The following is a 19,604-nucleotide window of genomic DNA, read 5'->3' as shown; positions in this document are numbered from 1 at the left end:
AGAGAGGCTCCGGACGGGCATGGCGCTCACGCTCTACGTCGACACCGCGCGCTGGCGTGCGCACCACAAGCAGATCCTCGACCAGTTCCCCGGAATGGTCCCGGTCTGCAAGGGCAACGGCTACGGCTTCGGCCACGAGCGGCTCTGCGAGGAGGCGACCCGGCTGGGCACCGACATCCTGGCCGTCGGCACCACCTACGAGGCCGCGACCATCAAGGACCTGTTCGGCGGCGACCTGCTCGTCCTCACCCCGTTCCGGCGGGGCGAGGAGCCGGTGCCGCTGCCGGACCGGGTGATCCGCTCCGTGTCCTCCCTCGACGGGGTCCGCGGCCTGGTCGGCGCCCGCGTCGTCATCGAGTGCATGAGCTCCATGCGCCGCCACGGCATCTCCGAGCAGGACCTGGGCCAGCTGGCCGCGGCGATCGAGGACGTGCGGCTGGAGGGCTTCGCCCTGCACCTGCCGCTGGACCGCCCGGACGGCTCGGACCCGGTCGAGGAGGTCATCGGCTGGATGGACCGGTTGCGGGCGGCCCGCCTGCCGCTCCACACCATGTTCGTCAGCCACCTGCGCTCCGAGGACCTGGCCCGGCTCCAGGCGCAGTTCCCGCAGACCCGCTTCCGGGCCCGCATCGGCACCCGGCTGTGGCTCGGCGACCACGACGCGACCGCCTACCGCGGCAGCGTCCTGGACGTCACCCGCGTCGCCAAGGGCGACCGGTTCGGCTACCGCCAGCAGAAGGCCGCCTCGGACGGCTGGCTCGTCGTGGTCGCGGGCGGCACCTCGCACGGCGTCGGCCTGGAGGCCCCCAAGGCCCTCCACGGCGTGATGCCGCGCGCCAAGGGCGTGGCCCGGGCCGGCCTGGCCACCGTCAACCGGAACCTTTCGCCGTTCGTGTGGGCCGGCAAGCAGCGCTGGTTCGCCGAGCCGCCGCACATGCAGGTCTCCATCCTGTTCGTGCCGTCGGACGCGCCCGAGCCGAAGGTCGGCGACGAGCTCGTGGCGCACCTGCGCCACACCACGACGCAGTTCGACCGCCTCCTCGACGCGTAAAGGGCGGCGGGCCCGGGGCCGTCCGCCCCGGGCCCGCCGCCCGTCCCCGCCCGGCAGCCGCCGGGCGCGCTCCGTCACCCGCCGCGGGCGGCGCCCCACTCGACCCGCTGCTCCGGCTCCTCCTGCCGCTGCCCGCGCAGGGCGTCCGCCAGGGTGAACACGTCTCCGGCGCCGTCCAGGACGCCGCCCGACGGGTCGTCGGAGCCGTCGCGGCGGACGACGTCCCGCTCGGGCATCAGGATGTCGCGGACCACCAGCGCGCACAGGTACAGCGTCCCCAGCAGGTGCACCGCGATGGCCAGCTGGTAGCCCTCGGGCGGCAGCCCCTCGTGCTTGTCCCCGCTGGTGGTGTAGGCCAGGTAGAGCCAGATCCCGAGGAAGTACATGACCTCACACGCCTGCCACACCAGGAAGTCGCGCCAGCGCGGCCGGGCGAGCGCCGCGAGCGGGATCAGCCACAGCACGTACTGCGGCGAGTAGACCTTGTTGGCCAGGATGAAGACGGCCACCACCAGGAACGCCAGCTGCGCGAAGCGCGGGCGGCGCGGGGCCGAGAGCGTCAGCAGCCCGATGCCCGCGCACAGCAGCAGCGTCAGGCCCGTCGCGTACGTGTTGGCGTCGGCCAGCGGGTTCCCGGTCCGCTGCGAGATCAGCAGCCACACGGAGCCGAAGTCGATGGGCCGCTCCTGGCTGAACGTGTAGAACTTCTGCCAGCCCTCCCAGGCGAACAGCATGACCGGCAGGTTCACCACCAGCCACGACACGGCCGCGCCGAGGGCCGCCGCGCCGAAGGCGCGCCACTTCCCGGCCCGCCAGCACAGCACGAACAGCACCCCGAGCAGCAGCACGGGATAGAGCTTGGCCGCGGTCGCCAGGCCGATCAGGACGCCTGCGAGGAGGGTCCGGCCGCGGGACCAGGCGAGCATGCCCGCCGCGGTCAGGGCGATGGCCAGCAGGTCCCAGTTGATCGTCGCCGTGAGCGCGAACGCCGGGGCGAGGGCGAAGAGCAGTGCGTCCCAGGGCCGGTTGCGGTGCGTGCGGGCGACGCACACGGCGATGACGGCGGCGCAGGCCATCAGCATGCCCGCGTTGGCCATCCAGTACATCTGCTCCCGGTGCTGCATGGAGCCGCCGCCCGGGGTCAGCCAGGATGCGACCTCCATGAAGAGGCCCGTGAGCACCGGGTACTCGAGGTAGGCCATGTCGCCGGGGATCCGGTCGAAGTACGGCGTGAGGCCGTCGGCGAAGCCCCGGGCCACGAAGAGGTGCGGGATGTCCGAGTAGCAGGCGTGGGTGTACTGGGAGCCCGCCCCGCGGAACCACGCCCAGTTGTAGCAGGGAAGCTTCTGCACCATGCCGAGCGCGAACATCCCGATCGCGGTCAGCGCCACGACGCGCACCGGGTGGAGCCAGTGGCCGCCCAGCCTGGCATGGCGGCCGATCGGCCCGCCGATGAACTCGCTGCCGGCCGCGGCGACCTCGTCCTCCCGGGTGGGAAGGACAAGCCGGCCCTCGTGCACCTTCGTCATGCGCTCATCCTGCCGTACGCCGCCGGACGCGCGGGAGGGCCGCCGCAACCGGTGCGGCGGCCCTCCGCGTCACAGGGGGCGGCGGGGTCAGCCCGTGAAGCCCGTGCTGCCGCCCCAGCTGGTGACAGCGCCCGGGCGTCCCGGCCTCACCGAGGGGGACGGGCTCGGCGAGCCGGACGAGCCGTCGCTGCCGCCGTCGGCACCGCCGCTGTCGTCGGGGATGCAGTACAGCTCCCACGGCTTGCAGGGGCGGCCCGTACCACCGCGGGAGCGGCTCGGGGACGGCGACGGGGAGGCCGAGGGGGACGGCGAGGCCGAGGCCGACGGCGAGGGGACCGCCGACGGGCTGGGGGAGGGCGCGCCCGCCCCGTCGGCGATCACGCCGATGTCCTCCGGCTCGGGGAACTGCTTGACCGGAGTGCCCTTGAGGGCCTCCTTCATGTACGCGGTCCAGATGACGGCCGGGATGTCGCCACCGTGGATGGAGTCGGTGCCGCCGACGCCCTTCATGGACATCAGCTCCTTCTCCTTCGAGTTCGGGTCGGTGCGGAAGAGGGCCACCGAGGTGGACAGCTCCGGGGTGTACCCGACGAACCACGCCGACTTGTTCTCGTCCGTCGTACCGGTCTTGCCGGCCGCCGGACGGCCCAGCTTGCGGGCCTTGGTGCCGGTGCCGTTCTCGACGACGTTCTGGAGCACCTTGGTGATGTTGTCGGCGATGGAGTCGTCCATCGCCCGCTCCTCCTTGGGGGGCTCGAACCCGGGCAGGTCCCGGCCGTCCTTCTGGACGCCGCGCACCGAGTAGGGCTCGCGGTGGATGCCGGAGGAGGCGAACGTGGCGTACGAGTCGGCCATGCGGATGGCGCTGGGCGTCGAGGTGCCCAGGGCGAACGAGGCGTTGTTGCCCGGGTCCATGGACGAGTCCAGGATGCCCGTGGCCCTGGCCACGTCCCGGACCTTGCCGTGGCCCACGTCGAAGACGAGCTGGGCGAACGGCACGTTGATCGACTTCTCCATCGCCTCGTGCAGCGTCACGTAGCCGTACGGGTAGGCACTCTCGTTCTTCTGGCGGAACGGCTTGCCGCTCGCGTCGCGCAGCGGCTTGCCGTCCCGGTTGTTGATCACCGTGAGGTCGTTGGCCTGGTACTTGCTCTGCGGCGAGATGCCGCGGCCGTTCGAGTTCTGCGTCCCGTACTCCATCGCCGCCGCCAGGACGTACGGCTTCCAGGTCGAGCCGACCGGGACGCCGATGGTGTTGGCGTTGTTGCTGAAGTACTTCTTGTCCATGCCGGGGCCGCCGTACAGGGCGACGATCGCGCCGGTCTTCACGTCGACGGAGGCGGCGCCGAACTGGACGAAGGTGTCGTGCTCGGGCCGGGCCTTCTCGTCCAGGAAGTCGTTGCGGGTGTCCTCGACCGCCTTGGCCAGGGCGTCCACCTTCGGCTTCTGGAAGGTGGTCTTGATCTGGTAGCCGCCGCGGGCCATCTGCTCGGGCGTGAGCTTCGCGACCTTCATCACGTACTGCTTGGCCGTCTCGACCAGGTAGCCGGTCTGGCCGGAGAGGCTGCGGGCCTGCTCGGAGTCGACGAGCTTGGGGAACTCGCGGTACTTCTCCCGCTCCGCCTTGTCCATGCGGCCGACCGCCACCTCGCGGTCGAGCACCCAGGCCCAGCGGGCGTGGGCGCGCTTGGTGTTCTCCTCGGGCGTGGCGTTGTCGCCGATGCCGCCGTCCGGGTTGTACAGGTTGGGGCCCTTGAGCACGGCGGCGAGGAAGGCGCTCTCGGACGGGTCGAGGTCCCAGCAGTCCTTGCCGAAGTAGGCGCGCGCGGCGGCCTGGATGCCGTAGGCGTCGCGGCCGTAGTAGGCGGTGTTCAGGTAGCCGGCGAGGATCGTGTTCTTCTCCTCGGACACACCCAGCCTTATCGAGATGAACAGCTCGGTGACCTTGCGCTTGAGCGTCTGGTCGGAGTCCAGGTAGGTGTTCTTCACGTACTGCTGGGTGATCGTGGACCCGCCCTGGGTGGAGCCGCCCTTGGCCATGTTCCAGACGGCCCGCATGATGCCCATCGGGTCGACGCCCTTGTCGGTCTCGAAGGACTCGTTCTCCGCGGCGATCACCGCGTTCCGCATCGACTTCGGGATCTTGTCGATCGGGACGATCTGCCGGTTCATCGAGCCGCCGGTGGCGACCATCTGGGTGTCGTCGGCCCAGTAGAAGACGTTGTTCTGCGCCTGGGCCGCCAGGTTCGGGTTGGGCGTGTCCACCGCCGCGATGCCGATGCCGGCGCCCGCGAAGACGATCGCGAAGAAGCCCAGGGCCGTGCCGCCGACCAGTTTCCAGGACGGCACGAAGCGCTGCCAGCCGTTCCTGTCGGAGCGCGGGTAGTTGATCAGCCTCCTGTCCGGGCGGCCTGCTCCGCGGCCCCGTCCTGCGGGTCCCTGCGGGGCTCGCCGCGCTCCGCGGCTGCCGTGTTCCCCTCGCGGGTCTGCGTACGGTCCGCTGTGCGACGCGGTGGGGACGCTGCGTGCGGGCCCGGCACCCCGTCCGGGGCGCTGCTGGGCAGCCCTGCGGGCTGCGGCACGTCCGCCGCCCTCGGGCTGCGGCGGTTTGCGGCGGTGCTCGCTCATCGAACGACTACTCCTCGGGCAGGCGAGTGGCCTGGAAGCGGCTTGTGAGTTCCGATCCCCCCGGTGTCACGCCGCAAGACTACGCACGCTCAAAACCCGAACAGTGCCGAAGTTCACCCCAAATCAGGCAACTCGCATCCTGCGAATTGGTGATGTGATGCCGGTCACCAGATCGCTACTTGTCGCCGGAGGGCACCCGTTCTATCGTCTGGATGTATCGAGCCGATACATCGGCTCGGCATAAGGCTCAGGGTTGCAGGGGAGGCAGGCGGATGAGCAGGCGCTCGGGCATCCTCGAGTTCGCCGTCCTCGGCCTGCTCCGCGAGGCCCCCATGCACGGCTACGAGCTCCGCAAACGGCTCAACACCTCGCTGGGGGTGTTCCGGGCGTTCAGCTACGGGACGCTCTACCCCTGCCTGAAGACGCTGGTCGCCAACGGCTGGCTCGCCGAGGAACCGGGCAGCGCCCCGGAGGACGCTCTCGCCGCTTCACTCGCAGGGCGCCGCGCCAAGATCGTCTACCGGTTGACGGCCGCCGGGAAGGAGCACTTCGAGGAGCTCCTCTCCCACACCGGCCCCGACACGTGGGAGGACGAGTCCTTCGCCGCCCGCTTCGCCTTCTTCGGCCAGACCGAGCGGGACGTGCGCATGCGGGTCCTGGAGGGCCGCCGCAGCCGGCTGGAGGAGCGCCTGGAGAAGATGCGCGCCTCACTGGCCCGCACCCGGGAGCGCCTCGACGACTACACGCTCGAACTGCAACGGCACGGCATGGAGTCCGTGGAGCGCGAAGTGCGCTGGCTGAACGAGCTCATCGAGAGTGAGCGGGCGGGACGGGATCGGAGACGACCCGGCCCGCCCGACGAAACTGCAAAGTGAGGCCTGCACCGCGCAGGCCTCGTCCGAGAACAAACAGGGAGCAACCGGAATGGGTTCGGTTCGCGTAGCCATCGTCGGCGTGGGCAACTGCGCCGCCTCGCTGGTGCAGGGCGTCGAGTACTACAAGGACGCCGACCCGGCGGCCAAGGTCCCCGGTCTGATGCACGTCCAGTTCGGCGACTACCACGTGGGCGACGTCGAGTTCGTCGCCGCGTTCGACGTCGACGCGAAGAAGGTCGGCCTCGACCTCGCGGACGCCATCGGGGCCAGCGAGAACAACACCATCAAGATCTGCGACGTCCCCACCACGGGCGTGACCGTCCAGCGCGGCCACACCCTGGACGGCCTGGGCAAGTACTACCGCGCGACGATCGAGGAGTCCCCCGAGGCCCCGGTCGACGTGGTCCAGGTCCTCAAGGACCGCCAGGTCGACGTCCTGGTCTGCTACCTGCCCGTCGGTTCCGAGGACGCGGCGAAGTTTTACGCCCAGTGCGCCATCGACGCCAAGGTCGCCTTCGTCAACGCCCTCCCGGTCTTCATCGCCGGCACCAAGGAGTGGGCCGACAAGTTCACCGAGGCCGGTGTCCCGATCGTCGGCGACGACATCAAGTCGCAGGTCGGCGCCACCATCACGCACCGCGTGATGGCGAAGCTGTTCGAGGACCGCGGCGTCCGCCTGGAGCGCACCATGCAGCTCAACGTGGGCGGCAACATGGACTTCAAGAACATGCTGGAGCGCGAGCGCCTCGAGTCGAAGAAGATCTCGAAGACGCAGGCCGTCACCTCGCAGATCCCCGACCGCGACCTCGGCGACAAGAACGTCCACATCGGCCCGTCCGACTACGTCGCGTGGCTCGACGACCGCAAGTGGGCCTACGTCCGCCTCGAGGGCCGCGCCTTCGGCGACGTCCCGCTGAACCTCGAGTACAAGCTCGAGGTGTGGGACTCCCCGAACTCCGCCGGTGTCATCATCGACGCCCTGCGCGCCGCGAAGATCGCCAAGGACCGGGGCGTCGGCGGCCCGATCCTGTCGGCGTCCAGCTACTTCATGAAGTCCCCGCCGGTCCAGTACTTCGACGACGAGGCGCTGGAGAACGTCGAGAAGTTCATCCGCGGCGAGGTCGAGCGCTAAACAGGACCGGTCCGGAGCGCCGGGGCCGCCGTCCCCCGGTCTCCACCCGCCGTTCCGCCGGGGTCCCCGGGCAATCTGCCCGGGGACCCTCCTCGTGTGTGAACCTTGCCCTCATGCCCGTCGTACGTGATCTGCGCGTACTCCTGCGCCTGAGGGACTTCCGCAACCTGCTCGCCGTACGGCTGTTCTCGCAGGCCGCCGACGGTGTCTACCAGGTGGCCCTGGCCACCCACGTGGTCTTCTCCCCCGAGAAGCAGACCTCGCCGGCCGCCGTCGCCTCGGCCATGGCGGTCCTGCTGCTGCCGTACTCCGTCATCGGGCCCTTCGCCGGAGTGCTCCTGGACCGCTGGCGACGCCGCCAGGTCTTCCTCTACGGCAACCTGCTGCGGGCCCTCCTCGCCTGCATCACCGCAGTGCTGGTCGCCACCTCCGTCCCCGAGTGGCTCTTCTACGCCTCGGCCCTGTCCGTGACCGCCGTCAACCGCTTCGTCCTGGCGGGGCTCGCCGCCTCCCTGCCCCGCGTCGTCGCGCCCGCCCAGCTGGTCACCGCCAACGCGCTGTCCCCGACGGCCGGGACCCTTGCGGCGACCGCAGGCGGAGGCCTCGCCTTCCTGCTGCGGTTCGTCGCCGCCGACTCCGACGCCCTCGTGGTCCTGCTCGGCGCCGCCCTCTACCTCGGAGCGGCGCTGATGTCGCTGCGCCTGGCCGTCGGCCTGCTGGGACCGGACCATCCGCCCGGCACCGTCCACCCGTCGGTGGTCCAGGGCGTCGCGCTCACCGTCCGGGGGATGGCCGCGGGGCTGCGGCACCTCGCCGAGCGCCGCGAGGCCGCCCAGGCACTGGCCGCCATGACCATGATGCGGTTCTGCTACGGAGCCCTGACGGTGACGCTGCTGATGCTCTGCCGCTACGCCTGGTCGGACACCGAGTCCGACGGCCTCGCCCTGCTGGGGCTCGCGGTGGGCGTCTCGGGGGCGGGCTTCTTCGCCGCGGCCGTGGTCACACCGTGGGCGGCCGGCCGCCTGGGCACCCGCGGCTGGATCACCGTGTGCTCCGCAGCCGCAGCGGTCCTGGTGCCCGCCCTCGGCCTGTCGTTCCTGCCGGAGCCCATGCTGGCCGCCGCCTTCGTCCTCGGCCTCGCCACCCAGGGAGCGAAGATCGCCACCGACACCGTGGTGCAGTCCCGTGTGGACGACGACTTCCGGGGGCGCGTCTTCTCCGTCTACGACGTGCTGTTCAACATCGCCTTCGTCGCCGCCGCGGCCGTCAGCTCGCTGGTGCTCCCCGCGGACGGCCGCTCGGCAGTACTCCTCGTGGGCGTCGCGGTCCTCTACGCCCTGACCGCGCTCTACCTGGGGCGGCGGCCCGGTGTTTCACGTGAAACACGCCCCTGACCCGGCAGGCGGGCCGGGCCCGCGGCAACGTTTCACGTGAAACACAGCGCGGGCCCCTCCCGCATCAGGCCTGAGCAGCCCACCACTCGCGGAGGGCCGAGACCGCCGCCTCGCGCTCCATGGGCCCGTTCTCCAGCCGCAGCTCCAGCAGGAACGCATAGGCCCTGCCGACCACGGGGCCGGGACCGACGCCCAGCTCCTGCATGATCTCGTTGCCGTCCAGGTCGGGCCGGATCGCGTCCAGCTCCTCCTGCTCCTGGAGCTGCGCAATGCGCTCCTCCAGGCTGTCGTACGTCCGGGAGAGCGCGTTGGCCTTGCGCTTGTTGCGCGTCGTGCAGTCGGACCGGGTCAGCTTGTGCAGGCGGTCCAGCAGCGGGCCGGCGTCGCGGACGTAGCGCCGCACCGCCGAGTCGGTCCACTCGCCGTCGCCGTAGCCGTGGAACCGCAGGTGCAGCTCGATCAGCCGGCAGACGTCCTTGACCATCTCGTTGGAGTACTTCAGCGCGGTCATGCGCTTCTTGGCCATCTTGGCGCCCACCACCTCGTGGTGGTGGAAGGAGACCCGGCCGTCGCTCTCGAAGCGCCGGGTACGGGGCTTGCCGATGTCGTGGAGGAGCGCGGCGAGCCGCAGGACCAGGTCCGGGCCGTCCTCCTCCAGCGCCATCGCCTGCTCCAGCACGATCAGCGAGTGCTCGTAGACATCCTTGTGCCGGTGGTGCTCGTCACTCTCCAGCCGCAGCGCCGGCAGCTCGGGCAGCACCCGGTCGGCCAGCCCGGTGTCCACGAGCAGCCCGAGGCCCTTGCGCGGGTGGGCGGAGAGCATGAGCTTGTTCAGCTCGGCCTGCACCCGCTCCGCCGAGACGATCTCGATCCGCTCGGACATCGCCTTCATCGCGGCCACGACGTCCTGCGCGACCTCGAAGTCGAGCTGGGCGGCGAACCGCGCCGCGCGCAGCATCCGCAGCGGGTCGTCGGAGAAGGAGTCCTCAGGGGTGCCGGGCGTGCGCAGGACGCCCGTCCGCAGGTCTTCCAGGCCGCCGTGCGGGTCCACGAACTCCTTCTGCGGGAGCGCCACGGCCATGGCGTTCACGGTGAAGTCGCGCCGGACGAGGTCCTCCTCGATGGAGTGGCCGTAGGAGACCTCGGGCTTGCGGGAGGTGCGGTCGTAGGACTCCGAGCGGTACGTCGTGACCTCGATCTGGAAGCCGCCCTTCTGGGCGCCGACGGTCCCGAAGGCGATCCCGACGTCCCAGACCGAGTCCGCCCACGGACGGACGATCTTCAGGACGTCCTCGGGGCGGGCGTCGGTGGTGAAGTCGAGGTCGTTGCCGAGACGGCCGAGCAGCGCGTCGCGGACGGACCCGCCGACCAGGGCGAGGCTGAATCCCGCCTCCTGGAACAGGCGGCCGAGCTCGTCGGCGGCAGGGGCGACCCGCAGCAGTTCACTGACCGCGCGGCTCTGCACCTGACTCAGGGCACTGGGGGTGTCTTCATTGGCGTTCGGCACAACAGAAAAGGGTACGTGCCCCGCCCGGAGGGGGCTCCCCCGTTTCCGGCACCCCGCCCTCCGGCGGCCCCGGTGCCGGGCCGATCATGTGGAGCAAGGCGCGGCACTCGCGCCCGGCGGGTCTCGTTACCATTCCTGGACGCACGAACGACGACCACTGACACTGCGAGGGACGGGTTAGCGCGTGGCCGAGCCGGCAGACATCCAGGGGGCTTCCCCCGCTCCTGCCCGGCGCCGCTGGCTGCGGCGCGCCGTCGTCCTGCTCTGCGGGACGCCGCTGCTCGGCGCCCTCGTCCAGCCACCCGCCCCGGCGGACGCGGCCGCGACGGGCTCCGTGGATGTGCAGCTCACCACAGTGGCTCCCGCCGCCCCGGTCAAGGGCGACACGCTGACGATCTCCGGAACGGTGGTCAACAACGGCCGCGAGACGATCACCGCGGCCCACGTGGGGCTCCGGGTCGGGTCCGCCCTGAGTGACCGCACCTCGATCGACGAGGCCGCGGACCGGACCGGTTTCCGGGCGGGCACCGACCCCGGCGAGGTCGACCAGGCGTACTCGGTGAAGGTCGCCTCGCTGCCCTCCAAGGTCAGCCAGACGTTCACGCTGACGATCCCGGTGAACAAGCTGGGGCTGGAGAAGGAGGGCGTCTACCCGCTGGGCGTCTCCCTCTCCGGCGAGACCGACAGCCGCCCCTACGAGCAGGTCCTCGGCATCAAGCGGACCTTCCTTCCCTGGCAGCCGGAGCCGGCCGCCAAGCGCTCCCAGCTGACGTACCTGTGGCCGCTGATCTCCACGACCCGCCTGACGGCGGAGACGGGCTCGGACGAGCTGCAGACCCCGGTCTTCCTCGACGACTCCCTCGCGGACGAGCTCCGGACCGGCGGCCGGCTGGAGCGGATGGTCTCCCTCGGCAAGGAGCTGCCGGTCACCTGGGTCATCGACCCCGACCTGCTGTACACGGTCGACGCGATGACCAAGGGCTACCGCCACCGCACCCCGGACGGCCGGGTCGTCCAAGGCCGGAACAAGGCCGTCGCCGAGCAGTGGCTCGCCTCGCTGGAGGCGGCGGTCCAGAGCAAGAAGGTCGTGGCCCTCCCGTTCGCCGACCCCGACATCGCCTCCCTCGCCCACCAGGGCAAGGACGTCTCAGGCACGCTCGGACAGCTCCGGCCGGCCACGGACAAGGCGAAGCAGGCGGTGGAGACCGTCCTGCACGTCACCCCGTCCACCGACTTCTCCTGGCCCGTCGAGGGCGCGATCGACCCGTCGATCGTGAACGTGGCCACCTCGGCCGGCGCCCACCACGTGCTGGCGCGCAGCGACAGCCTGCAGGAGACCGGCGCCCTCGGGTACACCCCGTCGGCGGCCCGCCCCATCGGCGCGGGCGCCACGGCCGTCGTGGCCGACGCCGACCTGTCGACGGCCTTCGAGGGCGACATGCTGAGCGCCTCGAACTCCACCCTGGCCGTGCAGCGATTCCTCGCCCACAGCCTGGCCCTGAACCTGCAGAAGACCGACAGCCAGCGGAGCTTCGTCGTCACCCCGCAGCGGATGCCGACCGCCAGCCAGGCCCAGTCCATGGCCGAAGCCCTCCGCGCCCTCCAGCCGGGCCGCTGGACGCAGCCCGCGGACCTGGAGGCCGCAGCCGCCGCCAAGCCGGACGCGGGCGTGAACACGCAGGTGCCGGGCGCCGGCCAGTACCCCGACGCGCTGCGCAAGACGGAACTGCCGGTCGCCGCCTTCGAGAAGATCCGCACCACCCAGAACACGCTCGACCACTTCAAGGCCATCCTGACGGCCCCCGACCGCGTCGAGATCCCGTTCGGGAACACCACGAACCGCGAGATGTCCACCTCGTGGCGCGGCCGCCCCCAGGACGCCGGGCACTACCGCAACCAGGTCCAGCAGTACCTGGTCGGCCTGACCGAGAAGGTCAAGGTCGTCCCCAAGTCCGACGCCACCCTGTCCGGCCACAGCGCGACGATCCCCGTGAGCGTCCAGAACAGCCTCGTCCAGGACGTGCACGGGCTCGTCCTGCGGGTGAAGTCGGCGAACCCGACCCGCCTGGTGTTCGGCAGGAGCGGGGAGGCGGAGCAGCAGGTCACCGTCCAGGGCGGGCACAGCCAGACGGTGAAGTTCACCGCGAACGCGACGGCGAGCGGACCCGTCGAGGTCACCGCCCAGCTCTTCACCGAGAACGGCGTCCCGTACGGCAAGGAGCGCAGGTTCACAGTGGAGGCGACCGAGATCACCCCGACCGTGATGCTCGTCATCGCGGGCGGTGTGCTCCTCCTCGTGCTGGCGGGCGTCAAGATGTACGCCAGCCGCAAGCGCGTGGCCGCCCGGGCCGCCGCGGAGGAGGCCGCAGAGCCGGCCGGCGACGGCGGGGAACCGGCCGGGGATGCCGCGGAGCCGGCCGAGGGTGCGCGGCCGGCCGACGGCATGCAGCCGAGTGACGGCACCCCGGACACCGGAGCGCAAAGCACCGGCCGGTCCGGCGCGGGTGAGACAGTGGACCGTTGAGCGATGCCGTGGCCGGCCGGCCTGGGGACGATGAGGTGGGGTTTCGATGAACGCGCCGTACGACGGTGACCGCGCGCAGGGCACTGGCGCGCCCGCGCCCTACCCGGGCGCCGACCCGGGCGGTCAGGTTCCCGCGCCCGCCCCCGGGCCGGACCGGGACCCGTACGTCCAGGACGCCTACGACCGCGACCCCTACCGGTCGCACGACCTGTCGGCCCAGGACCCCGTGGCCGAGGTCCTCTACGACCGGGCCTCCCACCCCCCGCCGCCGCCCGGCACCTACCAGGAGCCGGGGCCGCTGTACGCGGCGCCGCAGACGGCCGCACCCGCCCCCGACCCGCGCGTGTGGGCGCAGACGCCGCCGCCCGAGCCGGACGGCCCCTCCCGCCACCTCCGGTACGGCGACCGCCCGGGCACCACCGAGTTCGTCGGCGTCGACGCGCTGGTCACCACTGCCGGGGAGGACGAGCCGCAGACCGACGCCTTCGCGCACCTGTACCGGGACCAGCAGGCCACCCCCGGCACAGCCGTCGAGGACGCCCCCGTCGCGGCCCCGGCACCGAGCAAGCCGGCCGGCCGGGCCTCCGGGCTGCTGAAGTCCAGCGCCCTGATGGCCGCCGGAACGATCGTCTCCCGCATCACCGGCTTCCTGCGGACCCTCGTCATCGCCGCGGCGATCGGCGTCGGCACGTTCAACGACACGTACCAGATCGCCAACACGCTGCCGACGATGATCTACGTGCTGGTCGGCGGAGGCGCGCTCAACGCCGTCTTCATCCCCCAGCTCGTCCGGGCCATGAAGAACGACAGCGACGGGGGCCAGGCTTACGCCAACCGGCTGCTGACCCTGGTCGTCGTCCTGCTGGCCGCCATCACCACCATCTGCGTGCTCGCCGCACCGGTGTTCATCACGATGATGTCGCCGAAGATCGCCTCCGACCCGGACCAGATGGACGTGGCGGTCGCGTTCGCCCGCTACTGCCTGCCCACCATGTTCTTCATGGGCGTGCACGTGGTGCTCGGTCAGATCCTCAACGCGCGGGGCAGGTTCGGCGCGATGATGTGGACGCCGGTCCTCAACAACATCGTCGTCATCGCCACGTTCGGGGCGTTCATCTGGGCCTTCGGCGGCTTCACCACCTCCGGTGTCAGCGCCGCCACCGTCACCCCGGAGGGCGTGCGCCTGCTCGGCCTCGGCACCCTCCTCGGCCTCACCGTGCAGGCGCTGGCGATGCTGCCGTACCTGCGCGACGCCGGGTTCGCCCCGCGCCTGCGATTCGACTGGAAGGGCCACGGCCTCGGCAAGGCCGCCCGCCTCGCCAAGTGGACGTTCTTCTTCGTCCTCGCCAACCAGGTCGGCCTCGTCGTCGTGACCCAGCTGGCCACCTGGGCCGGCTCGGTCGCCGAGAAGCAGGGCCACCCCGGCACCGGCATCACCGCCTACAACTACGCGCTGCTGCTGTGGCAGATGCCGCAGGCCATCATCACCGTCTCCGTCATGACGGCCGTCCTGCCCCGCATCTCCCGCTCCGCCCACGACGGCGACGCGGCCGCCGTCCGCGACGACATCTCCTACGGCCTGCGCACCTCGGCCGTCGCGATCGTGCCCTGCGCCTTCGCCTTCCTCGCCCTCGGCGTCCCGATGGCCACGCTGCTGTACGCGGGTTCCGGCGACGGCGCCCGCAACATCGGCTACGTGCTGATGGCGTTCGGCCTCGGCCTCATCCCCTACTCGGTCCAGTACGTGGTGCTGCGCGGCTTCTACGCCTACGAGGACACGCGCACGCCCTTCTACAACACGGTCATCGTGGCCGCCGTCAACGCGGCCGTCTCCACCGCCGCGTTCTTCGTGCTCCCCGCCCGCTGGGCCGTCGTCGGCATGGCCGCCGCCTACGGACTCGGCTACGCCGTCGGCGTCGGCGTCGCATGGAAGCGGCTGCGCAAGCGGCTCGGCGGCGACCTCGACGGCGCCCACGTGCGGCGCACCTACGCCCGCCTCACCGGCGCCTGCATCCCGGCCGCCGCCGTCGCCGGAGGCGCCGCGTACGCGGTCACGCAGTGGCTGGGCAGCGGAGTCGCCGGCTCCCTCGCGTCGCTGACCGCGGGTCTCATCGCGCTGGCCGCCGTCTTCCTCCTGGCCGCCAAGCGGATGCGCATCGAGGAGCTCAACGCCATGGTCGGGATGGTTCGCGGACGCATGGGGCGCTGATGCGCACAACCGTCGCACTCCTTCGCGTGTCGTGCATAGCGCCGGACTGTGGGCACAATTGGCATGGCTTCGCAGACTGGCCGACAGCGTGTAACGGATGGGGAGGCAGGAACGACGGTGGCGGAACGTAGCACGGCTGCCGTCGACGTGGCCGACAACGGCGGCGACCAGCCGCCGGCCGCTGGTGCGGCAAAGGCCACGGCCGACGGGGCGGAGACCCAGAACGGACGAGCCGCGGACAAACCCGTCCCCGAGGAAAAGGACGGCGAACACAGGACCGCGGTACCGGCCGCAGCCCCCGAACTCCACAGCGGCCACAAGCTCGCCAGGCGCTACCGCCTGGAGGAGTGCGTCACCCGTCTGGACGGATTCAGCAGCTGGCGCGCGGTGGACGAGAAGCTGCGCCGTGCCGTGGGCGTCCACCTGCTGCCCGCCGACCACCCCCGCGCCCGCTCCGTCCTGGCCGCGGCCCGCTCCTCCGCCCTGCTCGGCGACCCCCGGTTCGTCCAGGTCCTCGACGCGGTGGAGGAGAACGACCTCGTCTACGTCGTCCACGAGTGGCTGCCCGACGCCACCGAGCTGACCTCCCTCCTCGCCACCGGCCCCCTGGAGCCCCACGAGGCCTACCAGCTCGTCAGCCAGGTCTCCCAGGCCATGGCCGCCGCACACCGCGAGGGCCTCTCCCACCTCCGGCTCACACCCGGCGCGATACTGCGGACCTCCACCGGGCAGTACCGCATCCGCGGCCTCGCGGTGAACGCGGCCCTGCGCGGCATCACCAGCGACACCCCCCAGCGCACCGACACGGAAGCGATCGGTGCGCTGTTGTACGCCTCCCTCACCCAGCGCTGGCCCTACGAGAACGACGCCTACGGGCTCACCGGCCTTCCCAAGGACGTCGGCCTGATCCCCCCGGACCAGGTGCGCGCCGGCGTCCACCGCGGCCTGGGCCAGCTCGCCATGCGCGCCCTCGCCAACGACGGGGCCACGGCCTCGCGGCAGGAGCCCCCCTGCACCACGCCGGAGGAGCTGGCCAAGGCAGTCGCCGCCATGCCGCGGATCAGACCGCCGGAGCCCGCATTCACGGCGCCGCCCGAGTACCAGCACACCACCTACCAGCAGGGCAGCTACGGCCGTCCGCCGACGCACCCCGGGACACCGGCCGCCCAGGTCATCGTGGCCCCGCCGCCCCCGCTGCAGAGCCGCGCGGGCCGCGTCCTGAAGTGGGCCGTGTCCGCGCTGCTCATCACGGCGCTGGGCCTGGGCAGCTGGCAGCTGGCCGACACGCTCCTCGACCACGGCAAGGGCGACAGCGGCAACGGCGGCTCACAGCAAACCGCCCCCACCGGCGAGCCTCCGAAGGTGCGGGAGCCCAAGCAGCTGAAGGTGAGCGCCGCGACCATCTTCGGCAGGGAGCCGATCAGGAAGGAAGACGCGCCAAGGGCCGTGGACGGCGACGGCTCCACCGGATGGATCACCCTCCACTTCAAGTCTCAGGCGAACTTCGGCAACCTTGCCGACTACGAGGACGGAAGCGGCGTCATCGTCGATCTCGGCAGCGTGCAGGAGGTGACCAGCCTTCGAGCGGAGATGTACGCCGCGGGCCACAAGGCCCAGGTGCGCGCTGCCGCGGCCGACGCCTCCTCGCCGAATTCGATCTCCGACTTCCCCCAGGAGCTCACGAAGCTGCAAAAGACGGGAAGGACCCTGGAAGCCAAGCCCGAAGCTCCGGTGAAGACCCGCTACCTGCTGGTGCACATCACGGAACTGCCCCCTGAGAGCGGCGGCGACTTCCGGGGCGGCATCAACGAGATCAAGGTCATGGGCCTGGTCGACTGACGGCCGCGGCCGGGTCGCACGGAACTGGGGCCGCGGTGCACGGGACGGGCGTCCCAGGGCACCGCGGCCCTCGCCGTCTGCGGGTCGGGACGCGGGGGGCCGCCCCCTCGTGTTCGGGCCGTACAGGGCCTAGTCTCCATGCCGGGAGAAGCGAGGTGTGATGCACGCAGCAACGGGGGACGGCCGCAGCGACCGGGAGCTGCTCGCGTCGCATGCCGCCGGCGACCCCGACGCCTTCGCGGAGATCGTGCGCCGCCACCGCGACCGGCTCTGGGCCGTGGCCCTGCGCACCCTCGGGGACCGCGAGGAGGCCGCCGACGCCGTGCAGGACGCGCTCGTCTCCGCCTACCGGGCCGCCCACACCTTCCGGGGGGAGTCCGCCGTCACCACCTGGCTGCACCGGATCACCGTGAACGCCTGCCTCGACCGCGCCCGCAAGGCCGCCGTCCGCAAGACCGCCCCGCTCGACGACACCGAGCGCCTGGAGCGCCTCCTGGAGCCCCACGAGTCCGCAGAGGCCCCGGCCGAACGGCAGGAGCTGCACCGCCAGCTCCTCGCCGCCCTGGGGACCCTGCCGGCCGACCAGCGCGCGGCCCTGGTCCTCGTCGACATGCAGGGGTACTCCGTGGCGGAGGCCTCCGACGTGCTGGGCGTCCCCTCCGGCACGGTGAAGAGCCGGTGCGCGCGCGGCCGGGCCAAGCTCGTCCCGATGCTCACTCATCTGCGCTCGAATGCCGGGGATAACACCGCTGCGGAGCGGGGAAGGAACCGGACGCCGGGGACACCCGTCCCACCAGCGGCAGATCCCGGTCATCCAGCCCCGGGCGCAGACACGGTGAAGGGCGGAGGTGGACGAACGTGACTCCCGCAGCCGACACGATCCGGCACCCGGACGTCTCGGAGATCTCCGACCTGGCCGAGGGGCTGCTCTCCCCGGCCCGGAGCGCGCAGGTGCGCCGCCACCTGGCCGAGTGCCCCCTGTGCGCCGACGTACTCGCGTCCCTGGAGGAGATCCGCTCGCTGCTCGGCACGCTGCCGGGGCCGCCGCGCATGCCCGCGGACATCGCCGGACGCATCGACGCGGCCCTCGCGGCCGAGGCCCTGCTGGACTCCACCACGCCGAGGGCCGGCGCCGCCGTCGGCGCGGAAGCGGACGGCGCGGAAGCGGACGCAGCAGCGCAGCCGGGCGCCTCCGGCGCCTCCGGCGCCGCGGCGGCCCGTCCGGGTGGTCGGCGGCCCTCGGGCCACCCGGACGGAGCAACCGGCCCCGGCCGGCGCCGCGCCCGGCGCCGGATCGCGGTCGTCGCCGCACTGGCGGGCGCCGCGGCATGCGCCGTCGGCATCCTCTTGGCCGGGGGCCTGTTCGGATCGGGTTCGCCAGACACCGCCGCCCGCACCTCCGACCCCCGTACGACAGCCCAGGCGCCGGCCGGGGGCACCTACACCGCCCAGGGCCTCCAGGACAGCGTCCGGCGGCTCCTCGGCCCGGCCGACGGCGCGAAGAAGGCGACCCCTCCCGAGGGGAACAGCACCTTCGGAGCGGAGAACGCCCCGCAGAGCCAGGGCCTCGCCCCCGGCGACCGGGCAGTCGGCACGGACGCGGCCGACGTGCCCGCCTGCGTGCTCGGCGCCACTCGCCGCACCGAGGCCCCGCTCGCCGCCGAACGCGGCAGCTACCAGGGCAGGGAGGTCTTCCTCCTCGTCCTCCCGCACCCCGGAGACGCCGGCCGCGTCGATGCGTACGTCGTGGGCACCGGGTGTACCGCCACCCCTTCGGGCGGTGCCGGAGAGCCCCTGCTGACCAGGACCTACCCGCGGAGCTGACAGCTTGGCACCCGGACGGGGAGGGCCAGGGAATGGACGCGCCTTAGGATCCGTTGGGTGGGGTGAGGCTCCACACCGGCCCCCGGCCAGCAGCGCGCAGTCCACAGAGACGAGGAAGAGACCCGTGAGCGACGTCCGAAACGTGATCATCATCGGTTCCGGGCCGGCCGGATACACGGCCGCCCTCTACACCGCACGCGCTTCGCTCAAGCCGCTCGTCTTCGAGGGCGCCGTCACCGCCGGCGGTGCGCTGATGAACACGACCGAGGTGGAGAACTTCCCGGGCTTCCGCGACGGCATCATGGGCCCGGACCTGATGGACAACATGCGCGGCCAGGCCGAGCGCTTCGGCGCCGAGCTCGTCGCGGACGACATCGTGTCCGTCGACCTGGCCGGTGAGATCAAGACCGTCACCGACACGGCCGGCACCGTCCACCGCGCCAAGGCCGTCATCGTGGCCACCGGTTCGCAGCACCGCAAGCTGGGCCTGCCCAACGAGGACGCCCTCTCCGGCCGCGGCGTCTCCTGGTGCGCCACCTGCGACGGCTTCTTCTTCAAGGACCAGGACATCGCCGTCGTCGGCGGCGGCGACACCGCGATCGAAGAGGCCACGTTCCTCTCCCGGTTCGCCAAGTCCGTCACCGTCGTCCACCGCCGCGACGCGCTGCGTGCGTCGAAGGCCATGCAGGACCGCGCCTTCGCCGACCCGAAGATCCGGTTCGCCTGGGACAGCGAGGTCGCCGTGATCCACGGCGAGCAGAAGCTGTCCGGTCTGACGCTGCGCAACACCAAGACCGGTGAGACTTCCGAGCTGCCCGTGACCGGCCTGTTCATCGCCGTCGGCCACGACCCGAGGACCGAGCTCTTCAAGGACCAGCTGGAGCTCGACGACGAGGGCTACCTCAAGGTGGAGGCCCCCTCGACGCGCACCAACGTCACCGGCGTGTTCGGCGCGGGCGACGTCGTCGACCACACGTACCGTCAGGCCATCACCGCCGCGGGCACCGGCTGCTCGGCCGCCCTCGACGCCGAGCGCTTCCTCGCCGCCCTCTCGCATGCCGAGAAGGCCCACGCGACGGTCTGACCCCAGAC

13 protein-coding genes are annotated in these 19,604 nt (G+C 71.8%); 10 read left to right on the top strand and 3 right to left on the bottom strand.

Translation table 11 applies throughout. From position 1 onward, the window contains the following. Positions 1–19 precede the first annotated feature (19 nt). Complete coding sequence (locus MUK52_RS16230; RefSeq protein WP_114058329.1) at positions 20–1,051, top strand: alanine racemase; 1,032 nt, start codon at positions 20–22, stop codon at positions 1,049–1,051. Between the two features lie 74 nt (positions 1,052–1,125). Here MUK52_RS16230 and MUK52_RS16225 read toward each other — a convergent pair whose 3' ends face one another. Further along, positions 1,126–2,580, bottom strand: coding sequence for a glycosyltransferase family 87 protein (locus MUK52_RS16225; RefSeq protein WP_284577358.1), 1,455 nt, complete (start codon positions 2,578–2,580; stop codon positions 1,126–1,128). Positions 2,581–2,667: 87 nt separating this feature from the next. Continuing rightward, entirely contained in the window at positions 2,668–5,208 is a 2,541-nt protein-coding gene (locus MUK52_RS16220) for a transglycosylase domain-containing protein (protein ID WP_472912551.1), read from the bottom strand. 272 nt (positions 5,209–5,480) lie between these two features. On the opposite strand from MUK52_RS16220, the gene MUK52_RS16215 reads away from it, so the two are divergent. From MUK52_RS16215 to MUK52_RS16205, 3 genes are all read left to right on the top strand, one after another. Then, the gene (locus MUK52_RS16215) at positions 5,481–6,083 is read left to right on the top strand and encodes a PadR family transcriptional regulator (protein WP_114058332.1); all 603 of its coding nucleotides are present in this window, start codon (positions 5,481–5,483) and stop codon (positions 6,081–6,083) included. 49 nt (positions 6,084–6,132) lie between these two features. Then, positions 6,133–7,215: an inositol-3-phosphate synthase gene (locus MUK52_RS16210; protein WP_114058333.1), complete on the top strand. Its 1,083-nt coding sequence runs from the start codon at positions 6,133–6,135 to the stop codon at positions 7,213–7,215. A gap of 113 nt (positions 7,216–7,328) precedes the next feature. Next, positions 7,329–8,609, top strand: coding sequence for an MFS transporter (locus MUK52_RS16205; RefSeq protein ID WP_114058334.1), 1,281 nt, complete (start codon positions 7,329–7,331; stop codon positions 8,607–8,609). Between the two features lie 64 nt (positions 8,610–8,673). Here the strand turns inward: MUK52_RS16205 and MUK52_RS16200 are convergent, their stop codons facing one another. Further along, on the bottom strand, positions 8,674–10,116 hold the full coding sequence (locus MUK52_RS16200; RefSeq protein WP_114058335.1) for a CCA tRNA nucleotidyltransferase: 1,443 nt from the start codon (positions 10,114–10,116) through the stop codon (positions 8,674–8,676). Positions 10,117–10,300: 184 nt separating this feature from the next. Between MUK52_RS16200 and MUK52_RS16195 the strand changes: the two genes are divergently transcribed. The 6 genes from MUK52_RS16195 (at position 10,301) to trxB (ending at position 19,596) form a co-directional block, all read left to right on the top strand. Then, positions 10,301–12,640, top strand: a complete 2,340-nt coding sequence (locus MUK52_RS16195; protein ID WP_284577351.1) for a DUF6049 family protein — start codon at positions 10,301–10,303, stop codon at positions 12,638–12,640. 46 nt (positions 12,641–12,686) lie between these two features. After that, entirely contained in the window at positions 12,687–14,849 is a 2,163-nt protein-coding gene (gene murJ / locus MUK52_RS16190; RefSeq protein WP_114058336.1) for a murein biosynthesis integral membrane protein MurJ, read from the top strand. 117 nt (positions 14,850–14,966) lie between these two features. Further along, complete coding sequence (locus MUK52_RS16185) at positions 14,967–16,688, top strand: protein kinase family protein (protein ID WP_284577348.1); 1,722 nt, start codon at positions 14,967–14,969, stop codon at positions 16,686–16,688. 160 nt (positions 16,689–16,848) lie between these two features. Beyond that, a complete protein-coding gene (gene sigM / locus MUK52_RS16180; RefSeq protein ID WP_162793322.1) occupies positions 16,849–17,550 on the top strand; it encodes an RNA polymerase sigma factor SigM in 702 nt (233 codons plus the stop codon). Continuing rightward, positions 17,547–18,512, top strand: coding sequence for an anti-sigma factor family protein (locus MUK52_RS16175; RefSeq protein WP_284577344.1), 966 nt, complete (start codon positions 17,547–17,549; stop codon positions 18,510–18,512). The genes sigM and MUK52_RS16175 overlap by 4 nt, the downstream gene beginning before the upstream one ends. A 124-nt stretch (positions 18,513–18,636) precedes the next feature. Beyond that, the gene (trxB, locus tag MUK52_RS16170; RefSeq protein ID WP_114058340.1) at positions 18,637–19,596 is read left to right on the top strand and encodes a thioredoxin-disulfide reductase; all 960 of its coding nucleotides are present in this window, start codon (positions 18,637–18,639) and stop codon (positions 19,594–19,596) included. Positions 19,597–19,604 lie beyond the last annotated feature (8 nt).

This window comes from Streptomyces sp. 2P-4, assembly GCF_030167965.1.
Classification (GTDB): domain Bacteria; phylum Actinomycetota; class Actinomycetes; order Streptomycetales; family Streptomycetaceae; genus Streptomyces; species Streptomyces globosus_A.
This window is presented reverse-complemented; position numbering and strand designations above follow the sequence as displayed.

Bases quoted from the DNA above. Each gene is read 5' to 3' on its own strand.
- MUK52_RS16225 (WP_284577358.1), bottom strand. From the start codon at position 2,580: ATGACGAAGGTGCACGAGGGCCGGCTTGTCCTTCCCACCCGGGAGGAC.
- MUK52_RS16205 (WP_114058334.1), top strand. From the start codon at position 7,329: ATGCCCGTCGTACGTGATCTGCGCGTACTCCTGCGCCTGAGGGACTTC.
- MUK52_RS16215 (WP_114058332.1), top strand. From the start codon at position 5,481: ATGAGCAGGCGCTCGGGCATCCTCGAGTTCGCCGTCCTCGGCCTGCTC.
- MUK52_RS16230 (WP_114058329.1), top strand. From the start codon at position 20: ATGGCGCTCACGCTCTACGTCGACACCGCGCGCTGGCGTGCGCACCAC.
- MUK52_RS16220 (WP_472912551.1), bottom strand. From the start codon at position 5,208: ATGAGCGAGCACCGCCGCAAACCGCCGCAGCCCGAGGGCGGCGGACGT.
- murJ (WP_114058336.1), top strand. From the start codon at position 12,687: ATGAACGCGCCGTACGACGGTGACCGCGCGCAGGGCACTGGCGCGCCC.
- sigM (WP_162793322.1), top strand. From the start codon at position 16,849: ATGCACGCAGCAACGGGGGACGGCCGCAGCGACCGGGAGCTGCTCGCG.
- MUK52_RS16210 (WP_114058333.1), top strand. From the start codon at position 6,133: ATGGGTTCGGTTCGCGTAGCCATCGTCGGCGTGGGCAACTGCGCCGCC.